This is a genomic window from Streptomyces sp. NPDC056373, from assembly GCF_042262425.1.
Classification (GTDB): domain Bacteria; phylum Actinomycetota; class Actinomycetes; order Streptomycetales; family Streptomycetaceae; genus Streptomyces.
On the sequence record NZ_JBHJPX010000013.1, the window covers coordinates 60659 to 80247 of the forward strand.

At 72.4% G+C, this 19589-nt stretch carries 17 protein-coding genes; 12 read left to right on the forward strand and 5 right to left on the reverse strand.

Annotated elements, in window-relative coordinates:
* Nucleotides 1-12: 12 nt before the first annotated feature.
* From ACFCXS_RS26995 to ACFCXS_RS27010, 4 genes are all read left to right on the forward strand, one after another.
* Nucleotides 13-1266, forward strand: a complete 1254-nt coding sequence (locus tag ACFCXS_RS26995; RefSeq protein ID WP_376645918.1) for an alginate lyase family protein — start codon at nt 13-15, stop codon at nt 1264-1266.
* 103 nt (nt 1267-1369) lie between these two features.
* Nucleotides 1370-2986, forward strand: coding sequence for a carboxylesterase/lipase family protein (locus ACFCXS_RS27000; RefSeq protein WP_376645919.1), 1617 nt, complete (start codon nt 1370-1372; stop codon nt 2984-2986).
* 175 nt (nt 2987-3161) lie between these two features.
* A complete protein-coding gene (locus tag ACFCXS_RS27005) occupies nt 3162-4133 on the forward strand; it encodes an ABC transporter ATP-binding protein (protein WP_376645920.1) in 972 nt (323 codons plus the stop codon).
* Complete coding sequence (locus tag ACFCXS_RS27010) at nt 4130-4981, forward strand: ABC transporter permease (protein ID WP_376645921.1); 852 nt, start codon at nt 4130-4132, stop codon at nt 4979-4981. Before ACFCXS_RS27005 ends, ACFCXS_RS27010 begins: the two co-directional genes overlap by 4 nt.
* A gap of 43 nt (nt 4982-5024) precedes the next feature.
* On the opposite strand, the gene ACFCXS_RS27015 is transcribed toward ACFCXS_RS27010, so the two are convergent.
* Both ACFCXS_RS27015 and mmuM read right to left on the reverse strand, forming a co-directional pair.
* Nucleotides 5025-6086, reverse strand: a complete 1062-nt coding sequence (locus ACFCXS_RS27015; protein ID WP_376645922.1) for a LacI family DNA-binding transcriptional regulator — start codon at nt 6084-6086, stop codon at nt 5025-5027.
* 354 nt (nt 6087-6440) lie between these two features.
* Nucleotides 6441-7352: a homocysteine S-methyltransferase gene (gene mmuM / locus ACFCXS_RS27020; protein ID WP_376645923.1), complete on the reverse strand. Its 912-nt coding sequence runs from the start codon at nt 7350-7352 to the stop codon at nt 6441-6443.
* Between the two features lie 129 nt (nt 7353-7481).
* On the opposite strand from mmuM, the gene ACFCXS_RS27025 reads away from it, so the two are divergent.
* The 3 genes from ACFCXS_RS27025 to ACFCXS_RS27035 are packed head-to-tail and all read left to right on the forward strand — an operon-like array spanning nt 7482 to nt 10852.
* Nucleotides 7482-8873: an amino acid permease gene (locus ACFCXS_RS27025; RefSeq protein ID WP_376645924.1), complete on the forward strand. Its 1392-nt coding sequence runs from the start codon at nt 7482-7484 to the stop codon at nt 8871-8873.
* 9 nt (nt 8874-8882) lie between these two features.
* Nucleotides 8883-10001 (forward strand): aminoglycoside phosphotransferase, encoded by a 1119-nt coding sequence (locus tag ACFCXS_RS27030; RefSeq protein ID WP_376645925.1) that lies wholly within the window; start codon nt 8883-8885, stop codon nt 9999-10001.
* A 23-nt stretch (nt 10002-10024) separates the two neighbouring features.
* A complete protein-coding gene (locus ACFCXS_RS27035; protein ID WP_376645926.1) occupies nt 10025-10852 on the forward strand; it encodes an MOSC domain-containing protein in 828 nt (275 codons plus the stop codon).
* A 51-nt stretch (nt 10853-10903) separates the two neighbouring features.
* On the opposite strand, the gene ACFCXS_RS27040 is transcribed toward ACFCXS_RS27035, so the two are convergent.
* Nucleotides 10904-11146: a hypothetical protein gene (locus tag ACFCXS_RS27040; RefSeq protein ID WP_376645927.1), complete on the reverse strand. Its 243-nt coding sequence runs from the start codon at nt 11144-11146 to the stop codon at nt 10904-10906.
* Between the two features lie 178 nt (nt 11147-11324).
* On the opposite strand from ACFCXS_RS27040, the gene ACFCXS_RS27045 reads away from it, so the two are divergent.
* The 5 genes from ACFCXS_RS27045 to ACFCXS_RS27065 all read left to right on the forward strand — a co-directional run bounded on the left by ACFCXS_RS27045 (nt 11325) and on the right by ACFCXS_RS27065 (nt 17876).
* On the forward strand, nt 11325-12440 hold the full coding sequence (locus ACFCXS_RS27045) for a family 43 glycosylhydrolase (RefSeq protein ID WP_376645928.1): 1116 nt from the start codon (nt 11325-11327) through the stop codon (nt 12438-12440).
* A gap of 1 nt (nt 12441) precedes the next feature.
* Entirely contained in the window at nt 12442-13854 is a 1413-nt protein-coding gene (locus tag ACFCXS_RS27050) for an RICIN domain-containing protein (RefSeq protein ID WP_376645929.1), read from the forward strand.
* Nucleotides 13855-14130: 276 nt separating this feature from the next.
* A complete protein-coding gene (locus tag ACFCXS_RS27055) occupies nt 14131-15174 on the forward strand; it encodes a rhamnogalacturonan acetylesterase (RefSeq protein WP_376645930.1) in 1044 nt (347 codons plus the stop codon).
* 79 nt (nt 15175-15253) lie between these two features.
* The gene (locus ACFCXS_RS27060) at nt 15254-16933 is read left to right on the forward strand and encodes a DUF2264 domain-containing protein (protein WP_376645931.1); all 1680 of its coding nucleotides are present in this window, start codon (nt 15254-15256) and stop codon (nt 16931-16933) included.
* A 109-nt stretch (nt 16934-17042) separates the two neighbouring features.
* The gene (locus tag ACFCXS_RS27065; protein WP_376645932.1) at nt 17043-17876 is read left to right on the forward strand and encodes an isocitrate lyase/phosphoenolpyruvate mutase family protein; all 834 of its coding nucleotides are present in this window, start codon (nt 17043-17045) and stop codon (nt 17874-17876) included.
* Here the strand turns inward: ACFCXS_RS27065 and ACFCXS_RS27070 are convergent.
* Both ACFCXS_RS27070 and ACFCXS_RS27075 read right to left on the reverse strand, forming a co-directional pair.
* Nucleotides 17873-18865, reverse strand: coding sequence for a phosphotransferase enzyme family protein (locus tag ACFCXS_RS27070; RefSeq protein WP_376645933.1), 993 nt, complete (start codon nt 18863-18865; stop codon nt 17873-17875). The genes ACFCXS_RS27065 and ACFCXS_RS27070 overlap by 4 nt on opposite strands.
* Complete coding sequence (locus ACFCXS_RS27075; RefSeq protein ID WP_376645934.1) at nt 18862-19449, reverse strand: TetR/AcrR family transcriptional regulator; 588 nt, start codon at nt 19447-19449, stop codon at nt 18862-18864. The genes ACFCXS_RS27070 and ACFCXS_RS27075 overlap by 4 nt, the downstream gene beginning before the upstream one ends.
* Nucleotides 19450-19589 lie beyond the last annotated feature (140 nt).

Genomic DNA, 19589 nt, shown 5'->3' on the forward strand with positions numbered 1-19589 from the left:
GGAGAACCCCACATGAGCCGCACTTCCCCCCACACGCACCACGACGGCGGCCAGGTGAGCCGCCGCGGTCTGCTCAAGACCGCCGGCGGCCTCACCGCGGCCCTCGCCCTCGGCGCCACGGCCACGGCCACCGCCACCACGGCCGGCGCCGCACCCGCCACCTTCGCCCACCCCGGCATGCTCCACAACGCCGGCGACATCAACCGCGCCAAGGTCAGAGTCGCCGCGGGCGACGACCCCTGGCTGTCCGGCTGGAACAAGCTGACCGCCAACTCCCACTCCCAGTCCACCTGGACCAACCGGGCCACGGCGACGATCATCCGCGGCGGCACCGGAGAGAACTACCCGCAGCTCTACAACGACATCGCGGCCGCCTACCAGAACGCGCTGCGCTGGAAGGTCGGCGGCACCGAGGCCAACGCCCGCTGCGCCGCCGCCATCCTCAACGCCTGGTCACACACCCTGACCACGGTCACCGGCAACGCCGACCGGTTCCTCGCCGCCGGCATCTACGGCTGGCAGTTCGCGAACGCCTGCGAACTCATGCGGGACTACCCGGGGTTCGACCTCGCCGCAGCCCAGGAGATGCTGGTCAGAGTCTTCTACCCGCTCAACAACCAGTTCCTGACCGGCCACAACGACGCCTGCATCACCAACTACTGGGCCAACTGGGACCTGTGCAACATGGCCTCGATCATGGCCATCGGCATCCTCACCGACAACGCCGCCAAGTACGACCAGGCCGTCACCTACTTCAAGTCGGGCGCGGGAAACGGTTCCGTCCAGCACGCCGTCCCGTTCCTGTACGGCAACGTCGAGGGCTACGACCTCGGCCAGTGGCAGGAGTCGGGCCGCGACCAGGGCCACACCATGATGGGCATGGGTCAGATGGGCGCCCTGTGCGAGATGGCCTGGAACCAGGGCGACGACCTCTACTCGTACGACGGTCGCCGCTTCATGAAGGCAGCCCAGTACGTCGCCAAGTACAACCTGAACATGGACGTGCCGTACACGACCTACACCTGGGGTACCGGTCAGAACTGCTCCCAGCAGTCACAGACCGTGATCAGCTCGGACTCCCGCGGCCAGGTCCGCCCGGTCTGGGCGATGCTCCACTACCACTACGGGCGGCGCCTGCTCCTCGACGACAAGTACATCGCCCAGATGTGCTTCTCCGTCGCCCCCGAGGGCGGGGGAGGTGACTACGGCACCACCAGCGGCGGGTTCGACCAGCTCGGCTTCGGCACGCTGATGTACGCCAAGTAACCCGAACAGTCCCTCCCGTCCGCTCGTGCACCGGAATACCGCGCCACAATGAGGTGCTCTGATCTTCACGGTGCACGAGCGCGGTGAGGAGGCTGGTGGACGTATGACGGCAGACCAGGAGGCCCGGCAGGCCGACCCCGTGGTGAGCACGCCCTTCGGCGCCCTGCGGGGCCGGTACGAGCGCGGAGTCGCGGTCTTCCGCGGCATCCCCTACGCGGCCCCTCCCTTCGGCCCCCGCCGCTTCCGCCCGCCCGTGCCGCTGCCGCCCTGGGACGGTGTCCGTGACGCCGGTGTTTTCGGCCCCACCCCGCCGAAACCGCCGTACTCCGACGCCTTCGCCCACTACCTGTCCGACCCGGTCGTGCCCGGCGACGCCTGCCTCAACCTCAACGTCTGGACCCCGCAACCCGACCCGAAGGCCCGCCTCCCCGTCCTCGTCTGGCTGCACGGCGGCGCACTGACCAGGGGTTCTTCCGCCGTCCCCGTCTATGACGGGCATGCCTTCGCCCGCGACGGCGTGGTCTGCGTGTCCATCAACTACCGGCTGGGCGTCGAGGGCTACGGACTGTTCCCGGACACGCCCCCGAACCCCGGCCTGCGCGACCAGATCTCAGCCCTGACCTGGGTGCACGAGGCCATCGAGGCCTTCGGCGGCGACCCCGGCCGCATCACCCTCTTCGGCCAGTCCGCCGGCGCGATCAGCATCGGCGCCCTCATCGCCGCCCCGCAGATCCAGGGGCTGGTGCGGCGGGCCGTCCTGCAGAGCGGACCGCCCGAGGCGTCCGAGCGGGCCAAGGTCCGGCGGATGGTCCGCCGTATGGCCTCCCGGCTGAAGATCCCCGCCACCGCCGAGGCCTTCGCCGCCGTCGACCGTGATCTGCTGCTGCGCACCCAGGCCGAGGTGGGCAGGCTGAGCAGCCCGGTGGTCGGCGGGCCCGCCTTCGGTCTCGTCATCGACGGCGACGTCGTCCCGCGCGACCCCCTTCAGGCCCTCACCGACGGCGGTGCGGCCCCCGGGGTCGAGCTGCTGCTGGGCTGGACCCGCGACGAATACCGGCTGTGGCTGGTGCCGGGCGGCCTCCTGGACCGCGTCGACCGCCTCGGGGCCGTCGCCCTCGCGGGCGCCATGGCCCGCTGCCACTGCGGCAACGAGGTACCGCGTGGTTACCGCACCCTGCACCCCGAGGCCGGCACGGCGGAGACCGTCGGCCAGCTCGTCACCGACCATCTGCTCCGCATACCCCTGCACCACCTGGCCGACGCGCGCACGGAAGCGTCGTACGTCTACGAGTTCGCCTGGCCCTCGAACCTGCCCGGCCTCGGCGCCTGCCACGCGCTGGAGCTGGGCTTCGTCTTCGACACCGGGGACGTCCCCGAGTCGCGGAAACTCGCCGGGGAGGGCGCCCCGCAGGAACTGGCCGACGCCATGCACGGGGCGTGGGTCCGGTTCGCCACCGACGGCGACCCCGGCTGGGAGCGCTGGGACGCGACCCATCCGGTGCGCGTCTTCGGGGACCCGGCGCCGGACGCCGAGGACGGCCTGGCGTACACGGCCCACGGCCCCCGGGACCGTGAACTGGCCCTCTGGAAGGCCGACGCCCTCAAACCCGCGGAACTCCCACCGGCCTCGGTCCCCGTCGACGACCCGCACGGCCGCGTCACGGAACTGCGGTCGGCCGTACGGCGCCTGCGACGCTCGGGCGCCCTCCGACGCCACTGACGGCGCCGCCACCGGTCGGGTCGTTCGGTAATGTGTTCGCCCGGGAAGGCCCGAACGGCCGCTGCCAGGAGGGCGACGCAGCCTCAGCCGTAGATCACGTCCCATGACCACGGACGTCCGCACGGCCTTTGGCCCTGCCCGCAGCACGCACCATGAGACGCACGGGGGAACACAGATGACGACCACTCACGCCCTGTCCGAGGTGGGCAGCAGCCCACCGCCGGACAGCGACACGGTCATCGACGTACGGGACCTGCGGATGCGCTACCGCAGCCAGGACGTGCTGAAGGGGGTCGGCTTCACGGCCCGGCGGGGCGAAGTCGTCCTGCTGCTCGGCCCGAACGGCGCGGGCAAGACGACCACGATCGAGGTCCTGGAAGGCTTCCGGATGCGCTCGGCCGGGGACGTGACCGTCCTCGGCACCGATCCGGCCGACGGGGACGAACGGTGGCGTGCGCGCCTGGGCATCGTGCTCCAGTCCTGGCGCGACCACGGCAAGTGGCGGGTGCGGGAGCTGCTGGCCCATCTCGGCTGCTACTACGTGCCGTACTCGACCGCTGTGGTGCCGCGCCCCTGGGACGTCGACGAGCTCCTCGCCGCGGTGGGGCTGACGGGGCAGGCGGACCAGCGGGTCGGGACCCTCTCCGGCGGGCAGCGTCGGCGTTTCGACGTGGCCGTCGGCATCGTGGGCAGGCCCGAGGTGCTGTTTCTGGACGAGCCGACGGCCGGCCTGGACCCGGAGGCGAGGAACGAGTTCCACGGCCTGGTGCGCGGGCTCGCGGACGAGAACACCACCGTTGTGCTCACCACGCACGACCTCGCCGAGGCGGAGAAGCTCGCCGACCGGATCCTCATTCTGGCCGGTGGCCGGATCGTGGCCGACGGCTCGGCCGCGGAGCTGTCGCGGCAGGCGTCGGCCGAGGCCACGGTGCGCTGGACGCTGGACGGGCGGCCGTTCGAGGAGGCCACGGCCGAGCCCACGCGGTTCGTGCGCCGGCTGTTCGAGGAACACGGCGAGGCGGTCGGAGGGCTGGAGGTGCGCCGGGCGAGCCTGGAGGACACCTACCTGGCGATGGTGCGGGAGTTCGAGTCGGGCCACGGTCCCGACGAGCGGGCCGTACCGGCCCTCGGGGAGGGGTCGCTGTGAGTGCGGTGGGGTACGCGGCGCTGGTAGGGGTACGGCGCGGCTGGACGGAACTTCGGCAGACCTTCACCACCGGTCAGGACATGTTCGGCTACGCGCTGTGGACCGTTCTGCTCGTCGTGCCGCTGTACTTGGGCAGGGACGAACCGCTGAAGGGCGCAGGCATCTCGACCGGCGCGTTCATGCTGCCGAGCATGCTGGGGATGACGGTCGCGTTCACCGGGTTGATGACCACGGCGCAGCTGCTGACGACCGAGCGCGAGGACGGCACCCTGCTGCGGGCCAAGGCCGTGCCCCACGGCATGGTCGGCCATCTGGTCGGCAAGATCGTCATGGTGTCCGGTACGGCACTCGTCTCCATGGCGCTCCCCTTCGCCGTGGGCGTGTTCCTGGTGGACGGGGTGGCCCGGCAGGGCGGCGGAGCGTTGCTGGCGCTGGTGTGGGTGGTGCCGCTGGGACTCCTGGCCACCCTGCCGATGGGCGCCGTCGTCGGCTCACTCGTCAGCAGTCCGCGCACCGTCGGGCTGCTGATGCTCCCGGTGATGGGGCTCGTGGTGATCTCCGGGATCTACTTCCCGCTGTCGGAGCTGCCCGGGTGGCTGCAGACCGTCGGGCAGGTCTTCCCCTTCTACTGGCTCGGCCTCGGTCTCCGCTCGGCGCTGCTGCCGGCCGGCGCGGTCGCCGCCGAGGTCGGCGCGTCCTGGCGGCACCTGGAGACGGCGGGAGTGCTGTGTGCCTGGGCCGTCGCCGGGCTGCTCCTCGCCCCGTCCGTCCTGCGCAGGATGGCCCGCCGCGAGTCGGGGGCCGCGATGGCGGAACGGCACCGGAAGGCGATGCAGCGGGTCGTCTAGACGATGCGGCAGGTCGGTCGGACAGGCCCGTGGCTGCCGGAACCTATGCCGTCACGGGACCAGGGCCCACCGAGTCCCGTACCACCACGTGCGTGCCCAGCAGCAGATGTTCGTCCGGGGCGCCCTGGGTGTGCTCCAGGGCCGTCCGGACGGCGAGACGGCCCAGTTCCTCGTAGGGGACGTGGACCGTCGTCAGGGCCGGGTGCAGATCGCGGGCGAACGGAATGTCGTCGTAACCGGCGAGCGAGACGTCGTCCGGCACCTTCAGGCCCGCTTCGTGCAGTGCGGTGAGGGCACCCGCCGCGACCATGTCCGTGGCGGCCACCACCGCGCTGAACTCCAGCCCGTTTGCGAGGGCCTGCCGCATCAGACGGTGGCCGGCGTCCCGGGTGAAGTCGCCGTGCAGGACGAGGGACGGGTCGGGGGTGAGGCCGCGGGCCCGGTGCGCCGCGAGGTAGCCGCGTTCACGGCCCAGGGCCGTCGTGTGGTCCGCCCGGCCGCCGAGGAACAGCACCCGGCGGTGGCCCCGTGCGAGCACGTGGGTGACCAGGGTGTGGGCGCCGCCCTCGTTGTCGTACTCGATGACCGTCACCGGGGCGCCCGGGTCCAGCGGCGGCCGGCCGCACAGGACCAGACGGGAACCGGCCGAGGCGAGGGAGTCGGCCATGCGGCGGGTGCGTTCGCGGTACGCGGGGGTGTCGGCCGTCCCACCGACCAGGATCACCGCGGCTGCCCGCTGGGCGCGCATCATCTCGACGAAGTCCAGTTCGTGCCGGACGTCGCCCTCCGTGCTGCACACCAGGCAGAGATGGCCGAGCCGGGTCGCCTCGCGCTCCACGCCGTGGGCCATGTGCGCGAACGACGGGCCGGTGATGTCCTCCAGCACGAAGGCGAGGGTGGGCGTGCCGGCGCCGGCGATGGCCTTCGCCCGGGCGTCGGCCACGTAGTCCAGCTCGCGGACCGCCCGCATCACGCTCCCGCGCGTCGCCGCGCTCACCGGATACACCCCGCCGAGCACCCGGGACACCGTCGACGCGGAGACCCCCGCGCGCGCCGCCACGTCCCGGATGGTGCTACGGCCCGCGTCCCCGCTCTTCCTCGTCATGCCCTGCCCCGTCCCTCCCGGGCGCCGGTCAGCGCCCATCCCCCTGAGAACCGCGGCAACGCCGTAGCAACCGGTTCCCATGGTCGGAGGCTAGCAGCGGGGGGCGAGGGGGAGGAGGGCTTTGCGCGCACGGCCCGGACGGCGGGGCGCTGCGCAGGAACGGCGGGGCGCGCGCCGGACAGCGGCGTTGTGCGTCGACACCGGAGGCGAATCACCGGTACGCCGGGGCGTCCCACCCTGGCAGAGCGCTCTGCGCCGGGGCGAGGTGCGCTTCGCCGAGACACAGCGGGCGCCGCGCCCCGGGACGGCGGGCGCACCGGGAGGGGCGGGCGCTTCGCGCGGGGCAGCCGGGGGCTACGCCGTCCGTAGTGTTTCGGCGATGCCCGAGACGGCGTCCGGCCCCACCCGGCAGCAGCCGCCGATCAGCCGGGCTCCCGCCTGCTGCCAGCCCTTCACCTGGCCCGCGGTGAAGCTGGAGCGGCCGGTCCAGGCACGTGCCTCGGCGTCCCAGGTCTCGCCGCTGTTGGGGTAGACGACGACGGGCTTGCCGGTGACCCGCGCCGCCGTCGCCACCGCCGTGTCCACGTCCTGCGGCGCGCAGCAGTTCACCCCGACCGCGATCACCTCGTCCGCCTCGGCGGCCAGGGCGAAGGCCTCCTCCAGCGGCTGCCCGGCACGGGTGCGGTCACCGGCGACGGAGTACGTCAGCCAGGCCGGCACCCCGAGCCCGCGCACGGCCCGCAGCAGGGCCCCGGCCTCGTCGGCGTCCGGAACCGTCTCCAGGGCGAGGACGTCGGGCCGGGCCGCGGCCAGCACCTCGAGGCGCGGCCGGTGGAAACGCTCCAGCTCGTCCACGCTCAGCCCGTACCGCCCCCGGTACTCGGAGCCGTCCGCGAGCATCGCCCCGTACGGACCGGCCGAGGCCGCCACCCACAGGGGCCGGGTGGCCCGTGCCCGCCGGGCCGCCTCCCGGGCCGACTCCACGCTCAGTGCCATGAGTTCGGCCGCCCGGTCGTGATCGATCCCGCGCTTGGCGAAGCCTTCGAACGTGGCCTGGTAACTGGCCGTGATCGCCACGTCCGCCCCCGCGCTGAAGTAGGCGAGGTGCGCCTCGGTCACCGCCTCCGGCTGTTCGGCGAGGAGCCGGGCGGACCACAGCTCGTCGCTCAGGTCGTGCCCGGCCGATTCGAGCTGGTTGGACATGCCTCCGTCGAGGACGACCGTCCCGGCGGCGAGGGCTTCTGCGAGGGAGAGGGTGCTGGTCATGCCGACGACGGTAGTCGACGTTCCGCGGCGGACCCCAGCCGATTGTGTCCATCAGATGAACAGGTCGACCAGCATGTGGGATCGCAGCTACGATCAGGACCCTCCTCCTCCGCTTGTACAGGAACCCTCATGACCGTCCCCAGCCCCACCGAGGCCGCAGAACCCGCCGACCCGGCCGCGACCGGCACCGCCGCGGCACCCGCTCCCCGCCGCACCTTCGGCCTCGCCGCCGCCACGGCCCTCGTCATGGGCAACATCATCGGCGGCGGCATCTTCGCCCTGCCCGCCACCGTCGCCCCGTACGGCACGATCAGCCTGCTCGCGTTCCTCGTGCTCTCGGTGGGAGCCGTCCTGCTCGCGCTGCTCTTCGGCAGGCTGGCGCGGCGCAGCCCCGTCACCGGCGGCCTGTACGTCTACCCCCGGGACGCCTTCGGCGAGTTCGCCGGGTTCCTGTCGGCCTGGTCGTACTGGACGATGTGCTGGGTCAGCATCGCCGCCCTGGCCGTCGCGGTCGTCGGCTACGTCGAGGTCCTCATACCCCTGCACGGCAACCACGCGCTCCAGGCCCTGGTCGCGATGGCCGCCCTCTGGCTGCCCGCCGCGGCGAACTTCGCGGGCACGCGCTGGGTCGGCGCGGTGCAGGTCGTCTCCACGGTCCTGAAGTTCGTCCCGCTGCTCCTGCTCGCCACGATCGGCCTGTTCTTCGTCGACGCGGACAACTTCGGCCCGTTCAACGCCTCCGGCCAGAGCGTCTCCGGCGCGCTGGCCGCCTCCGCCGCGCTGCTGCTGTACAGCTTCCTCGGCGTCGAGTCCGCCGCCGTCAGCGCGGGCGAGGTCCGCGACCCCGAGCGCACGGTCGGCCGGGCGAGCGTCCTCGGCACCCTGGCCTCCGCCCTCGTCTACGTCCTCGGCACGATCGCCGTCTTCGGCCTGGTCCCGCACGACCGGCTCGTCGACTCGAGCGCGCCCTTCGCCGACGCCGTCAACGCGATCACCGGCGGTGGCTGGGGCGGCACCGCCATCGCGCTGGTCGCCGTCGCCTCGATCACCGGCTGCCTCAACGGCTGGATCCTCATGGCCGCGCAGATGCCGTACGCCGCCGCCCGCGACGGCCTCTTCCCCGCACCCTTCGCCCGCCTCGGCAAGGGCGGCGTCCCGGGCTTCGGGGTGTGGGCCTGCGCGGTCCTCGGCAGCCTGCTCATCGCCCTCAACTACACGGCAGGACCGGACACCACGTTCCGCGTCCTCGTCCTGATCACCACCTTCACCGGTTGCGTGCCGTACCTGCTGTCGGCGGCGGCCCAGCTGTACTGGCTGGCCCGTGGCAATCGCGACGGTGTCCGGCCCGCCGGCCTCGCCCGCGACCTGACCGTCGCCGTCCTCTCCTTCGGCTTCTCGTTCTGGCTGATCGCCGGCGCCGGGTACGCGGCCGTCTACCAGGGCGTGCTGTTCCTCTTCGCCGGGATCCCGGTGTACGTGTGGCTGCGGGGACGCAAGGACAGGGCCGGGGCGGAGGCATAGCATCGGGGGATGCCCGAGGTCGCCGCAGCGCATGCCGAAGTACGTGAGGTCCTGCAAGTCCCCGCTGGCGAGGCGGTGTTCGAACCGCTCACGCACAATCCGTCGAACGGCGTCACGGCCGGGGTGTGGCGGGTCGGCGGCGGCGAGCGCTCGGCCGTCCTGAAGGTGCTGACGCGGACGAAGGAGACCGGCGTCGCCTGGTCGGCGTCCAACGATCCCCGCCACTGGAACTTCTGGCGGCGCGAGGCGTACGTCTACCGGTCCGGGCTCGTCCGGGTCTGGGAGCGGTACGGCATCCGCGCCCCCCGGCTGCTGGAGTGCGTGGAACGGCCGGACGGTGACGTGGCGTTGTGGCTGGAGGACGTGCCGGGCGAGCCGGCGACGGTCTGGCCCCTCACCCACCACGTCGAGCACGCCCACCGACTGGGCGCCGCGCAGGGTGCGGTCGGCGCGGGGGAGGACACCCCGTGGTTGTCGCAGGGCTTCCTGCGGGACTACACCTCGGCGCAGACGACGGGCAGGGCCCTGCTCGACGACGACGCGGCGTGGCGGCACCCCCTGGTCCGGCGGCACTTCCCGCCCGGCCTGCGCGAGGACATGGTCCGCCTCCACCACGACCGCGAGTGGTTCCTCACGGTCATGGAGTCGCTGCCCCGCGCCCTCAGCCACCTCGACCAGTGGCCGGCGAACGTCGTCTCCGGCCGCTCGGGCACAAGCGTCCTGCTCGACTGGGCGTTCACCGGCGACGGCGCCCTCGGCGAGGACCTCGGCAACTACCTCCCGGACTGCGTCCTCGACCTGTTCGTCCCGGCCGCGGACCTGCCGGGCCTGGCCAAGGCGGCCTACGACGCCTACCTGCACGGACTGCGCAAAAGCGGCTGGCGGGGCGACGAACGCCTCGTCCGGCTCGGCGTGTGCGCGTCCGCGGTGAAGTACCACTGGCTCACCGCGCTGATGCTGGCGCGGGCGGACCAGGAGCCGGTGGCCTACGGCGGTGCGGGCACGGTCCCGGCCGAACTCCGTTACCGGGAAAGGGGCCTGACCCTGGCGTTCCTGGCCGGGTGGGCGGCCGAGGCGCGGACGCTGGCCCTCCTGCTCGGTTTTCCCGAAGCCCCCAGCGGCCGTTGAGCCGCGAGACGGAACGAGAGGTCATGGCCAGAGTCGCCGAGCTGTCGTACTACCCCGTCAAGGGCTGCGCCGGTACGCCGGTACGCGAGGCGCTGCTGACGCCGACCGGGCTCGCGCACGACCGCAGCTTCATGGTCGTCAGCGAGGAGGGCGTCTACCGGACGCAGCGCCGGGATCCGCTGCTGGCCGTCGTCCGCCCCCGCATCACACCCGACGGCGACCGTCTCACGCTCAACGCACCCGGGGCCGAGTCCCTCCACCTGCGGGTGGACACATCGGGCACCCGGCAGAAAGTGGATCTCTTCGGAACCGCTTACCAGGGAATCGACCAAGGCGACGACGCGGCGGGCTGGCTCTCCGACGTGCTCGGTGCCCCGAGCCGGCTGGTACGGGTCCCGCCCGAGCACGACCGGGTGACCGACGGCCTGACACCCGGCACCTCCGGGTACGCCGACAGCTGCGCCCTGCACGTCGTCTCCCGCTCCACCCTGGGCCTCCTCGACGCGAAGATGGCCGCCCGCGGCGTGCGCGCCCTCCCCGCCGACCGGTTCCGCCCCAACCTCGTCATCGACGGCTGGGACGACCCCCACACGGAGGACCGCGCCCACCACCTGCGCATCAAAGACACGGAACTCGGCTACGCCAAACTCGCCATCCGCTGCGCGGTCACCCTCGTCGACCAGCACACCGGCACCCGAGCGGGCCCGGAACCCCTGCGCACCCTCGCCACCTACCGCCGCGCCACCCAGGGCGGCATCGCCTTCGGAACGAAGTACGCGGTACTCCGGCCGGGCAAGGTGGCGGTGGGCGACGAGGTGCGGGTCGTGACATGGGGGGAGCCGGAGCTGTGAGGGAGGGCGGAGTGCGAGCTGTGAGGCCGGCCGGCCACCGCAGCGGAGGAGTCACTTGCGCGCACCCCGCCCGCCCCCTCGCCGACCCCGCCCCCGCCCCCTCGGCGGCGCCGGTATCGCGAGGCTGATGATCAGGGCGGAGCCCAGGGCGTAGGGCCACCAGCCGAAGCCGATGTCCGCGGAGGCCGCCGCGCCGCCGGTGGTCGCGGCCGCCGCCGGGGAAGCGGTGAGCAGGAAGAGGGTCGCCGTCAGGACGCCCGTGGCCGTTGCTGTGGTGTGGGAGAGGCTGCGCACACCACGGGGACGGGCCCGACTTCCGCCGATAACAGAAAATCGGTGAACGACTCGCCCCGTCAGACCCGTTGACCTCCTCGTGGCACACCCTTACCTTTTCGGCGTTCGTAATGACAGATGACGTTCGGAATATCGAACGACATGGTGTGTTCCCCCCACCCCATGAGAGGCAGGCCGCATGAGCCGCGACCCTGTTCTGCCCGAAGCCCCCAGCCGCAGACTGCTGCTGAAAGGCGCCGCAGCCGCCGGCGCCTTTGCCGCCGTCCCCGCCCTCCCCGGCGTCGCCCAGGCGGCACCCCCGGCAGAAACCGCTGCCGAAACACCCGGCAAGCGCCCGAAGCCGGCCCCCTTCGTGAACCCGCTCGTCCGCAACCGTGCCGACCCGCACATCCACCGGCACAAGGACGGCTTCTACTACTTCACCGCCACCGCCCCCGAGTACGACCGCATCATCCTGCGCCGCTCCCGCAGCCTCGGCGGCCTCGGCACGGCCGACGAGTCCGTCATCTGGCGCGCCCACGCCACCGGCCCCATGGGCGCCCACATCTGGGCGCCCGAACTGCACCGCATCGGCGGCAAGTGGTACATCTACTTCGCCTCCGCGCCCGCCGAGGACATCTGGGCCATCCGCATCTGGGTGCTGGAGAACTCCCACCCCAACCCCTTCCAGGGCACCTGGGTGGAGAAGGGCCAGATCAAGACGGCGTGGGAGACCTTCTCCCTGGACGCCACCACCTTCACCCACCGGGGAAAGCGCTACCTCGCCTGGGCCCAGCACGAGCCCGGCCTGGACAACAACACCGGCATCTTCCTGTCCGAGATGGCGAACCCCTGGACCCTGACGGGCCCCCAGGTGCGGCTGTCCACCCCGGAGTACGACTGGGAGTGCATCGGCTTCAAGGTCAACGAGGGCCCCTACGTCCTCAAGCGCAACGGCCGCCTGTTCATGACGTACTCGGCCAGCGCCACCGACTTCAACTACTGCATGGGTCTGCTGACCGCCGACGCGGACAGCCACCTCCTGGACCCCATGAGCTGGTCCAAGTCGCCGACCCCGGTCTTCACCAGCAACGACACGAACAAGCAGTACGGCCCGGGCCACAACTGCTTCACCGTCGCCGAGGACGGCCGCACGGACGTCCTCGTCTACCACGCCCGCCAGTACAAGGAGATCAACGGCGACCCGCTGAACGACCCGAACCGTCACACCCGCGTCCAGAGACTCGGCTGGAAGCCCGACGGCACCCCCGACTTCGGCATACCGGTCGCCGACACCGCGACGGCGGGTGACTGACATGAGACGTGCCTGCGCCACCCTTCTCGCCCTGTGCCTGGGGCTGTTCACGGCCCTCGCCACCGCCGGGCCCGCCCAGGCCGCGCCCTGGACGATCACCAACGGCACCCAGTTCACCGACACCTCGGGCAGCCCCGTCCACGCGCACGGCGGCGGAGTCCTCAAGGTCGGCAGCTACTACTACTGGTTCGGCGAGCACCGCAACGCCGACAACACCTTCCGGTACGTCGACGCCTACCGCTCGACCGACCTGAAGAACTGGGAGTTCCGCAACCACGTCCTGACCGAGGCGAGCGCCCCCGAGCTCGCGACCGCCAACATCGAGCGGCCGAAGGTCATGTACAACGCCTCCACCGGCAAGTTCGTGATGTGGATGCACAAGGAGAACGGCACCGACTACAGCGAGGCCCGCGCGGCCGTCGCCATCTCCGACACCGTCGACGGCGACTACACCTGGAAGGGCAGTTTCCGCCCGCTCGGCCAGCACATGTCCCGTGACATCACGGTCTTCACCGACACCGACGGCGCCGGATACATGATCTCCGCCGCCCGCGAGAACTACGACCTGCAGATCTACCGCCTCACCGCCGACTACACCGGCGTCGCGAGCCTGGTCGCCAACCCCTGGCCGGGCGGCCACCGTGAGGCACCGGCACTGTTCAAGCGGGGCGGCGTGTACTTCATGCTGACCTCGGGCGCGACGGGCTGGAACCCCAACCAGCAGCAGTACGCCACGGCCACCAGCATCGCCGGCCCCTGGTCGGCCATGAAGAGCATCGGCGACTCCACGGCGTACGGCTCGCAGACCGCCTTCGTGCTGCCCGTGCAGGGCACCTCCGGCACCTCGTACCTCTACCTGGGCGACCGCTGGGGCAACTCCTTCGGCGGCACCGTCAACGACTCGCGTTACGTGTGGCTGCCGCTGACCTTCTCCAACGCGACGACGATGGCCATGTCCTGGTCACCGGAGGTCACGATCGACACGGCCGCCGGAACCGTCACCGGCACCGGCGCCACGTACAACACCCTCATCGCCCGCCACTCCTCCAGGTGCGCGGACGTGACGAGCCAGTCGCTGTGGCCCGGGGCCCAGATCAAGCAGTACGACTGCAACGGAGGCGCCAACCAGAAGTACTGGTTCAAGTCCGTCGGAAGCGGTTACTACCAGCTGATGGTCAGGAACAGCGGCCTGTGCGTACAGGAGAACGCGAGCACGGTCACGCAGGAGAACTGCACGTCCTCCGCGACGAGCCAGCAGTGGTCGCTGACCACGACCGGCTCGTACGTGAACGTCAGGTCCCGCGCGAGCGGCGAGTGCCTGGACGTGAACGGGGCGTCCACCGCCAACGGTGCCGCGCTCATCACGTACACGTGCAACGGTGGCACCAACCAGCAGTGGACACGCGGGACCTGACACCCGCCCGCCCGGCGGGGGCGCTCAGGTCAGCAGGTCGGTCGCATCGACCGCCGTCCCCGCGCTGAGGAACCCGCTCGCCCCGCCTCCTGCGAGGGGTGGGGGGAGTGCGGGAGGGCGGTGGGAGCGAGGGCGACAGTTGAATCGATGCGGTGAAAGGGCTTTCATCGGCGTCCGGTCAGAGATCCGGTGAATACTGCTCCAGGTCTAGAAAGCGCTTGTGCGGAGCGGTACGGTCGCCCTCCAGGTCGTGTCGTATGCCGGGAGGAGCCTGGAGTGAGACGTTTCAGCATCGCCGTCGTCGCGGCGGTGGCCCTGGGGGCCGCATCGACGTCCGCACCCGCCCACGCGGATGCGAGGAGCGGGGGCCGGGGCCTCTCCCACTGCGCCGCCGGCACCTGCCACTTCGACGTCCCGCCGGGCACCTACGACGTACGGGTCACCCTCGGCGGCCGGGCGGCGTCCAGCACGAGCGTCAGCGGGGAGACCCGCCGCTCCCTGCTCCCCGAGACGGCCGCACCGGCCGGACAGCGCGTCACCCGCAGCTTCACGGTGAACGTCCGCACCCCCGAGGGCGAGCCCACCGGCCCCGAGGGGACCCCCGGCCTCGACCTGAACATCGGCGGCTCCGCCCCGGCCCTCGCCGACCTCAGGGTCACCCGGGCCCGGCCCACCCGCCAGATCTTCCTGGTCGGCGACTCCACCGTCTGCGACCAGCCCGGCGACCCGTACTCCGGCTGGGGACAGCAACTGCCCCAGTACCTCCGCAAGGGTGTGTCCGTCGCCAACTACGCCGATTCCGGGGAGAGTACGGTCTCGTATCTGGGGAACCCGCAGCTGTGGGCCACCGTACGGCCCCTGATCCGCCCGGGCGACCCGGTCCTGGTCCAGCTCGCCCACAACGACAAGACCACGGACGAGGCCACCTACCGGACCAACCTGGAAACCCTGGTGGCCGGCGTCCGGGAACAGGGCGGACAGCCGGTCCTTGTCACTCCCATCGTGCGGCGCTGGTTCAACCCCGACGGCACGCTGAACAACGGAACCGCGCTCCTGGTCAACGGCCTCGGTGTCGACCACCCGGCCGTCATCCGCGCTGTCGCCGCCGCCCGGGACGTCCCGCTGATCGACCTCACGGCGAAGACCAAGGCGCTGGTGGAGTCGCTCGGCGTGGAAGGCTCCAAGGCGCTGTACCTCACGAACGAGGCGCGCGACAACACGCACACCTCCGTGCGCGGTGCGACGGCCTACGCGGGCCTCGTCCGCGACGAACTCGTCACCCGGCATCTGGTGCCGAAGGGCACGGTGCGGGTGGGATGAACCCCTGGGGCGCCCCGACCGGAACCGGGGCGCCCCAGGTCCGATCCGTATCCACCGGCCCGAGCACGAAAGACACCCGATGCAGCTGCCTCCCGACCGCACGACGTCCCCGTTCACCGGCTACACCCGCGCCCACTGGGAGGCGGCGGCCGACTCCCTGCTGACCGCCGTCGAGCCGTACGCCACCGACGACCGCGCGCTCTACCACCTGCCCGGCGACCGGGCCAGCTGGACGGGCCGCCTCTCCGACGGCCTGGAGGGCTACGCCCGCACCCTGCTGCTCGCCGCCTTCCGCCGCGACGAGAAGGCCCTGGAGCGGTATGCGACGGGCCTCGCCGCCGGTGTCTCGGGCGTCTGGCCCCGTATCGAGGACCGCCACCAGTCCCTGGTGGAGGCGGCGTCCATCGCCCTCGCCCTGCGCCTCACACGGGACCTGCTCTGGGACCGCCTGGACGAGGGCGTGCGGCAGCGGACCGCCGCCTGGCTGACCGACGCCCTCACGGCCGAGCCCTGGCCCTGCAACTGGGAGCTGTTCCCGGTCACCGTGGGCGGCTTCCTGGCCGAGATCGGCCACGAGCCGGACGCCTCCCGCGCGGCGATCGACCGCGGTCTGGAACGCATCGAGCAGTGGTACGTCGGCGACGGCTGGTACACCGACGGCGACGGCCGCAAGTACGACTACTACAACGGCTGGGCGATGCACCTCTACCCGGTGCTGCACGCCTGGCTGGAGCGCGACGAGCGACTGCTTCAGCTGTACGGCGACCGCCTCCACCGGCACCTCTCCGACTACGCCCGCCTGTTCGGCGGCGACGGCGCCCCCATGCACCAGGGCCGTTCCCTGACGTACCGCTTCGCCACGACGGCCCCGCTGTGGCTGGGCGCGCTGACCGGCCGTACGCCCCTGCCCCCCGGCGAGACCCGGCGGCTGGCCTCGGGCGCGCTGAAGTACTTCCTGGACCGGGGCGCGGTGGACGACCGGGGCCTGCTCTCCCTCGGCTGGCACGGCTACGACGAGTCCGTCCTCCAGGGGTACTCGGGCCCGGCCTCGCCGTACTGGGCGAGCAAGGGCTTCCTCGGCCTGCTCCTGCCCGCCGACCACGAGGTGTGGACGGCACCGGAGGAACCCGGCCCCGCCGAACGCGCGGACTTCGCCACCCCCGTCGGGCCTCCCAACTGGCTGCTGCAGTCCACCCGTTCCGACGGCGTGGTCCGGCTCCACAACCACGGCAGCGAGGACGTCCGCTACGACCCGTACTACACGCGGCTGGCGTACTCCACCGTGACGACACCCGCGGACTCGTACGACAACAGCGTCCTCGTCGGCGGCGACCCGGGCCGCACGGGCATCGAACCGCTCGGCGTGGGCGAGGGCTGGGCGGCGTCCCGGCACACGGCGGGCGGGGGAGCGCGGGTGACGAGCGCGGTGCTGGTGCACGGGGCGGCGGAGGTGCGGGCGTACCTGGTCACCGGGGCGGAGCCGGGGACCGAGGTCCGCGTGACCGGCTGGGCCGCGCCGGACGGCACCCGGGCGGAACTCCTGCCCGCCGTCGGTCTCGACGCCGGCCTCACCGGAGCCACCACCGGGGACCCCACCCTGTTCGTCGCCCTGGCCCGGCTCACCGCCGAGGCGGATCCGGTACCGCTGGCGGAAACGGTCGCGGTAACCGCTTCCGGGGAGGGCGGGCTGACGGTCCGCTGGAGCGATGGGCCCGACGTGCGGGTCCGGCTGGACGGGTCCGGCGTGCACGTCGACTGAGGTCTGCCGCCTCGGACCGCCCTCGGACGGTGCTCCGTCTGCTTCTCGGTGCCCCGGCGTCCGCCGTACTTCGGTCCGCGCCGAAGCAAGCCGGGCCTAGCGTGGCGGCATGACCGCAGATCCACAGCAGAAGCCGTCCGGCCCGGCGGCAGCCGCCACCGCCTTCGCCGCCCTGCACCGGGCCGCGGAGCCCCTGCTCCTGCCCAACGCCTGGGATCACGCGTCCGGCCGGGCCCTCGCGGGGCAGGGCTTCCGGGCGGTCGGGACGACGAGCCTGGGTGTCGCCGCGGCGGCGGGTCTTCCCGACGGGGCGGCGGCGACCCGGGAGGAGACGCTGCGGCTGGCCGTGGCCCTGGGATCCGAGCCGTTTCTGCTGTCCGTCGACGCGGAGGGCGGATTCAGCGACGATCCGGACGAGGTGGCGGAGCTCGCACGGGAGTTGCACGCCGCCGGAGCGGTCGGCATCAATCTGGAGGACGGTCTCGGGCCGCCCGCCCGGCACGCGGCGAAGATCACGGCGGTCAAGCGGGCCGCTCCTGACCTGTTCGTCAACGCCCGCACCGACACCCACTGGCTGGGCGACGGCGACGGCACTGTCGAGCGCCTCGGCGCCTACCAACAGGCGGGCGCGGACGGGGTGTTCGTGCCGGGCCTCACCGACCTTCGGCGGATCGAGACGCTGGTGCGCCACCTGGAGGTGCCCCTTAACGTCCTCTACTCGCCCGGCGGCCCACCCGTCTCCCACCTCGCCGACCTCGGCGTAAGCCGCATCAGCCTCGGCTCGCTCCTGTACCGGCGGGCACTGGGCGCGGCACTGGAGGCCGCGGCCGGCGTCCGCGCGGGCCGCACACCGACGGGTCCGATACCGTCGTACGACGAGGTGGCGGGGCTCGCCGGGCCCTGTCGCGCGCCCGGCAGGGCCGGCAGCCGGACCGGCCTCTAGGTGTCGAGCGCGGCGACCAGCAGGGACACGGCGGCGAGGTCGGGCACCGTGCGCAGGCAGGTCACGGCCTGCCGGGCCGCGTACTCGCGCTGTGCGGCGGTCACGGCCGGGTCGACGGAGGTCTCGGCCTGCACATGGATGTAGTTCAGGGCCGTGGCGAAGAGCATCGAGAAGGATTCCGGGCCGGTGAGGACGGCCCGGCCGCCGGCCTCGCGGTACGCCCGGGCCAGGCGCCGGGCAGCGGCGATGTCCACGTCGTTGCCGCCGGACCAGACGTGGAGGGCGCGTGCGAACTCCCGCTCCGCGGCTACGGGGCCGGCGTTGTCCCAGTCCAGGAGGACGGGCCCGTCCCGGCCGATCAGCACGTTCTGGGGCTGGAGGTCGAGGTGGGAGGTCACCCGGCCGTCGGGCGGTGCGGGAGTCACCCAGTAGGCCAGCGGCGGCGCGGACGTGGCGACGAACCGGTCCAGTTCGTCCGACCACGGCAGGCCGGCGTCCCGCACCTTCTTGAGGACGTCCTCCCAGCCGGAGTCGTCGGGGCACCGCTCGTACCAGTCGTCCGGGGCCTCGACGGTTCCCTCGCCGGCCCGGTGGAGCAGAGCCATGGTCCGGCCGAACCAGTCCAGGACGTCCGGGTCGCGGGCGTCCGCCTCGGCTCCGTCGACCCAGTCGTACAGCTTCACCCACGACCCGCCGCCCGGGGAGTCGAGGCGGGAGACATGGGCGCCGTGCCGGTCGCGGTGGAGCCGGGGCGAGGCGATGCCCAGGCCCGCCGCGGAGGCCCGTAAGGCGGCCTCGCGGGCGACCTGGGCCTCGTCGCAGCCGAAGAGGAGTTCCTTCACGGCCCAGGAGCGGCCGTTCCCGGTGAGTCTCCAGATCCGGCCGAGGGCGCCCCGGGCGATGGGTGTGATGGTCCAGGGGCCGGTGCCGAGGGAGTAGCGCTCCGCCATGACATCGGCCGTGACGTCGGCTCGGGTGCGTTCGGTCATCCGGAAGTCCCTTTCTCGCCCGGCCAGTTCATCAGCAGTACGTGCAGGGCGTCGATCGCCCTGTCCCAGGAGACCTGCACGTCACGGGGCGCGCCGAAGGCGCCGGTGGACTCCAGGGCGCAATAGCCGTGGAAGGTGCTGCGCAGCAGGCGCACGGCGTCGGTGAGGTCGGGTTCCTCCAGACCGTAGGCGCGGAGCATGCCGTACGTGACGTCCGCCGTTCGCCGCATCGCGGGGGAGTCCGTGGCGAGTTCCCGGTCGATGCGGATCTGCGTCGCCGCGTACCGGCCGGGGTGCTCCAGGGCGTAGGCCCGGTAGGCGGCGGCGAACGCGGCGAGGGTGTCCCGGCCGGTCTCCCGCCCCTCGACCGCCTCCGCGATCCGGTCGACGATCTCGCCACCGGCGAGGAGGGCCATGCGGGTCCGCAAGTCCTTCAGACTCCGGACATGGGTGTACAGACTCGCGTCCTTCACCCCGAACCGGCGGGCCAGCGCGGACAGGGTGACGCCCTCGAACCCGACCTCGTCGGCGAGCTCGACCGCGGCCGCCACGAGGCGCTCGGGGGTGAGACCGGCTCTGGGCATGGGGTCGGGGATCACCTCTCGAAGAGCGCCGTGCCGAGGACGAGCCCCCTCGGACGCACCACGTGATCGTAGCCGCCGGCGGGCGTGGGGGAGCGCCGGACCGGTGGGGCGCACCAACTCCCTCGGTGACGGCACGGCTG

Excerpts from the sequence above, each read along its gene's own strand:
- ACFCXS_RS27050 (WP_376645929.1), top strand. The coding sequence starts at position 12,442 with ATGAGACGTGCCTGCGCCACCCTTCTCGCCCTGTGCCTGGGGCTGTTC.
- ACFCXS_RS27045 (WP_376645928.1), top strand. The coding sequence starts at position 11,325 with ATGAGCCGCGACCCTGTTCTGCCCGAAGCCCCCAGCCGCAGACTGCTG.
- ACFCXS_RS27070 (WP_376645933.1), bottom strand. The coding sequence starts at position 18,865 with ATGACCGAACGCACCCGAGCCGACGTCACGGCCGATGTCATGGCGGAG.
- ACFCXS_RS26995 (WP_376645918.1), top strand. The coding sequence starts at position 13 with ATGAGCCGCACTTCCCCCCACACGCACCACGACGGCGGCCAGGTGAGC.
- ACFCXS_RS27015 (WP_376645922.1), bottom strand. The coding sequence starts at position 6,086 with ATGACGAGGAAGAGCGGGGACGCGGGCCGTAGCACCATCCGGGACGTG.
- ACFCXS_RS27005 (WP_376645920.1), top strand. The coding sequence starts at position 3,162 with ATGACGACCACTCACGCCCTGTCCGAGGTGGGCAGCAGCCCACCGCCG.
- ACFCXS_RS27075 (WP_376645934.1), bottom strand. The coding sequence starts at position 19,449 with ATGCCCAGAGCCGGTCTCACCCCCGAGCGCCTCGTGGCGGCCGCGGTC.
- ACFCXS_RS27000 (WP_376645919.1), top strand. The coding sequence starts at position 1,370 with ATGACGGCAGACCAGGAGGCCCGGCAGGCCGACCCCGTGGTGAGCACG.
- ACFCXS_RS27030 (WP_376645925.1), top strand. The coding sequence starts at position 8,883 with ATGCCCGAGGTCGCCGCAGCGCATGCCGAAGTACGTGAGGTCCTGCAA.
- ACFCXS_RS27060 (WP_376645931.1), top strand. The coding sequence starts at position 15,254 with ATGCAGCTGCCTCCCGACCGCACGACGTCCCCGTTCACCGGCTACACC.
- mmuM (WP_376645923.1), bottom strand. The coding sequence starts at position 7,352 with ATGACCAGCACCCTCTCCCTCGCAGAAGCCCTCGCCGCCGGGACGGTC.
- ACFCXS_RS27025 (WP_376645924.1), top strand. The coding sequence starts at position 7,482 with ATGACCGTCCCCAGCCCCACCGAGGCCGCAGAACCCGCCGACCCGGCC.
- ACFCXS_RS27035 (WP_376645926.1), top strand. The coding sequence starts at position 10,025 with ATGGCCAGAGTCGCCGAGCTGTCGTACTACCCCGTCAAGGGCTGCGCC.
- ACFCXS_RS27065 (WP_376645932.1), top strand. The coding sequence starts at position 17,043 with ATGACCGCAGATCCACAGCAGAAGCCGTCCGGCCCGGCGGCAGCCGCC.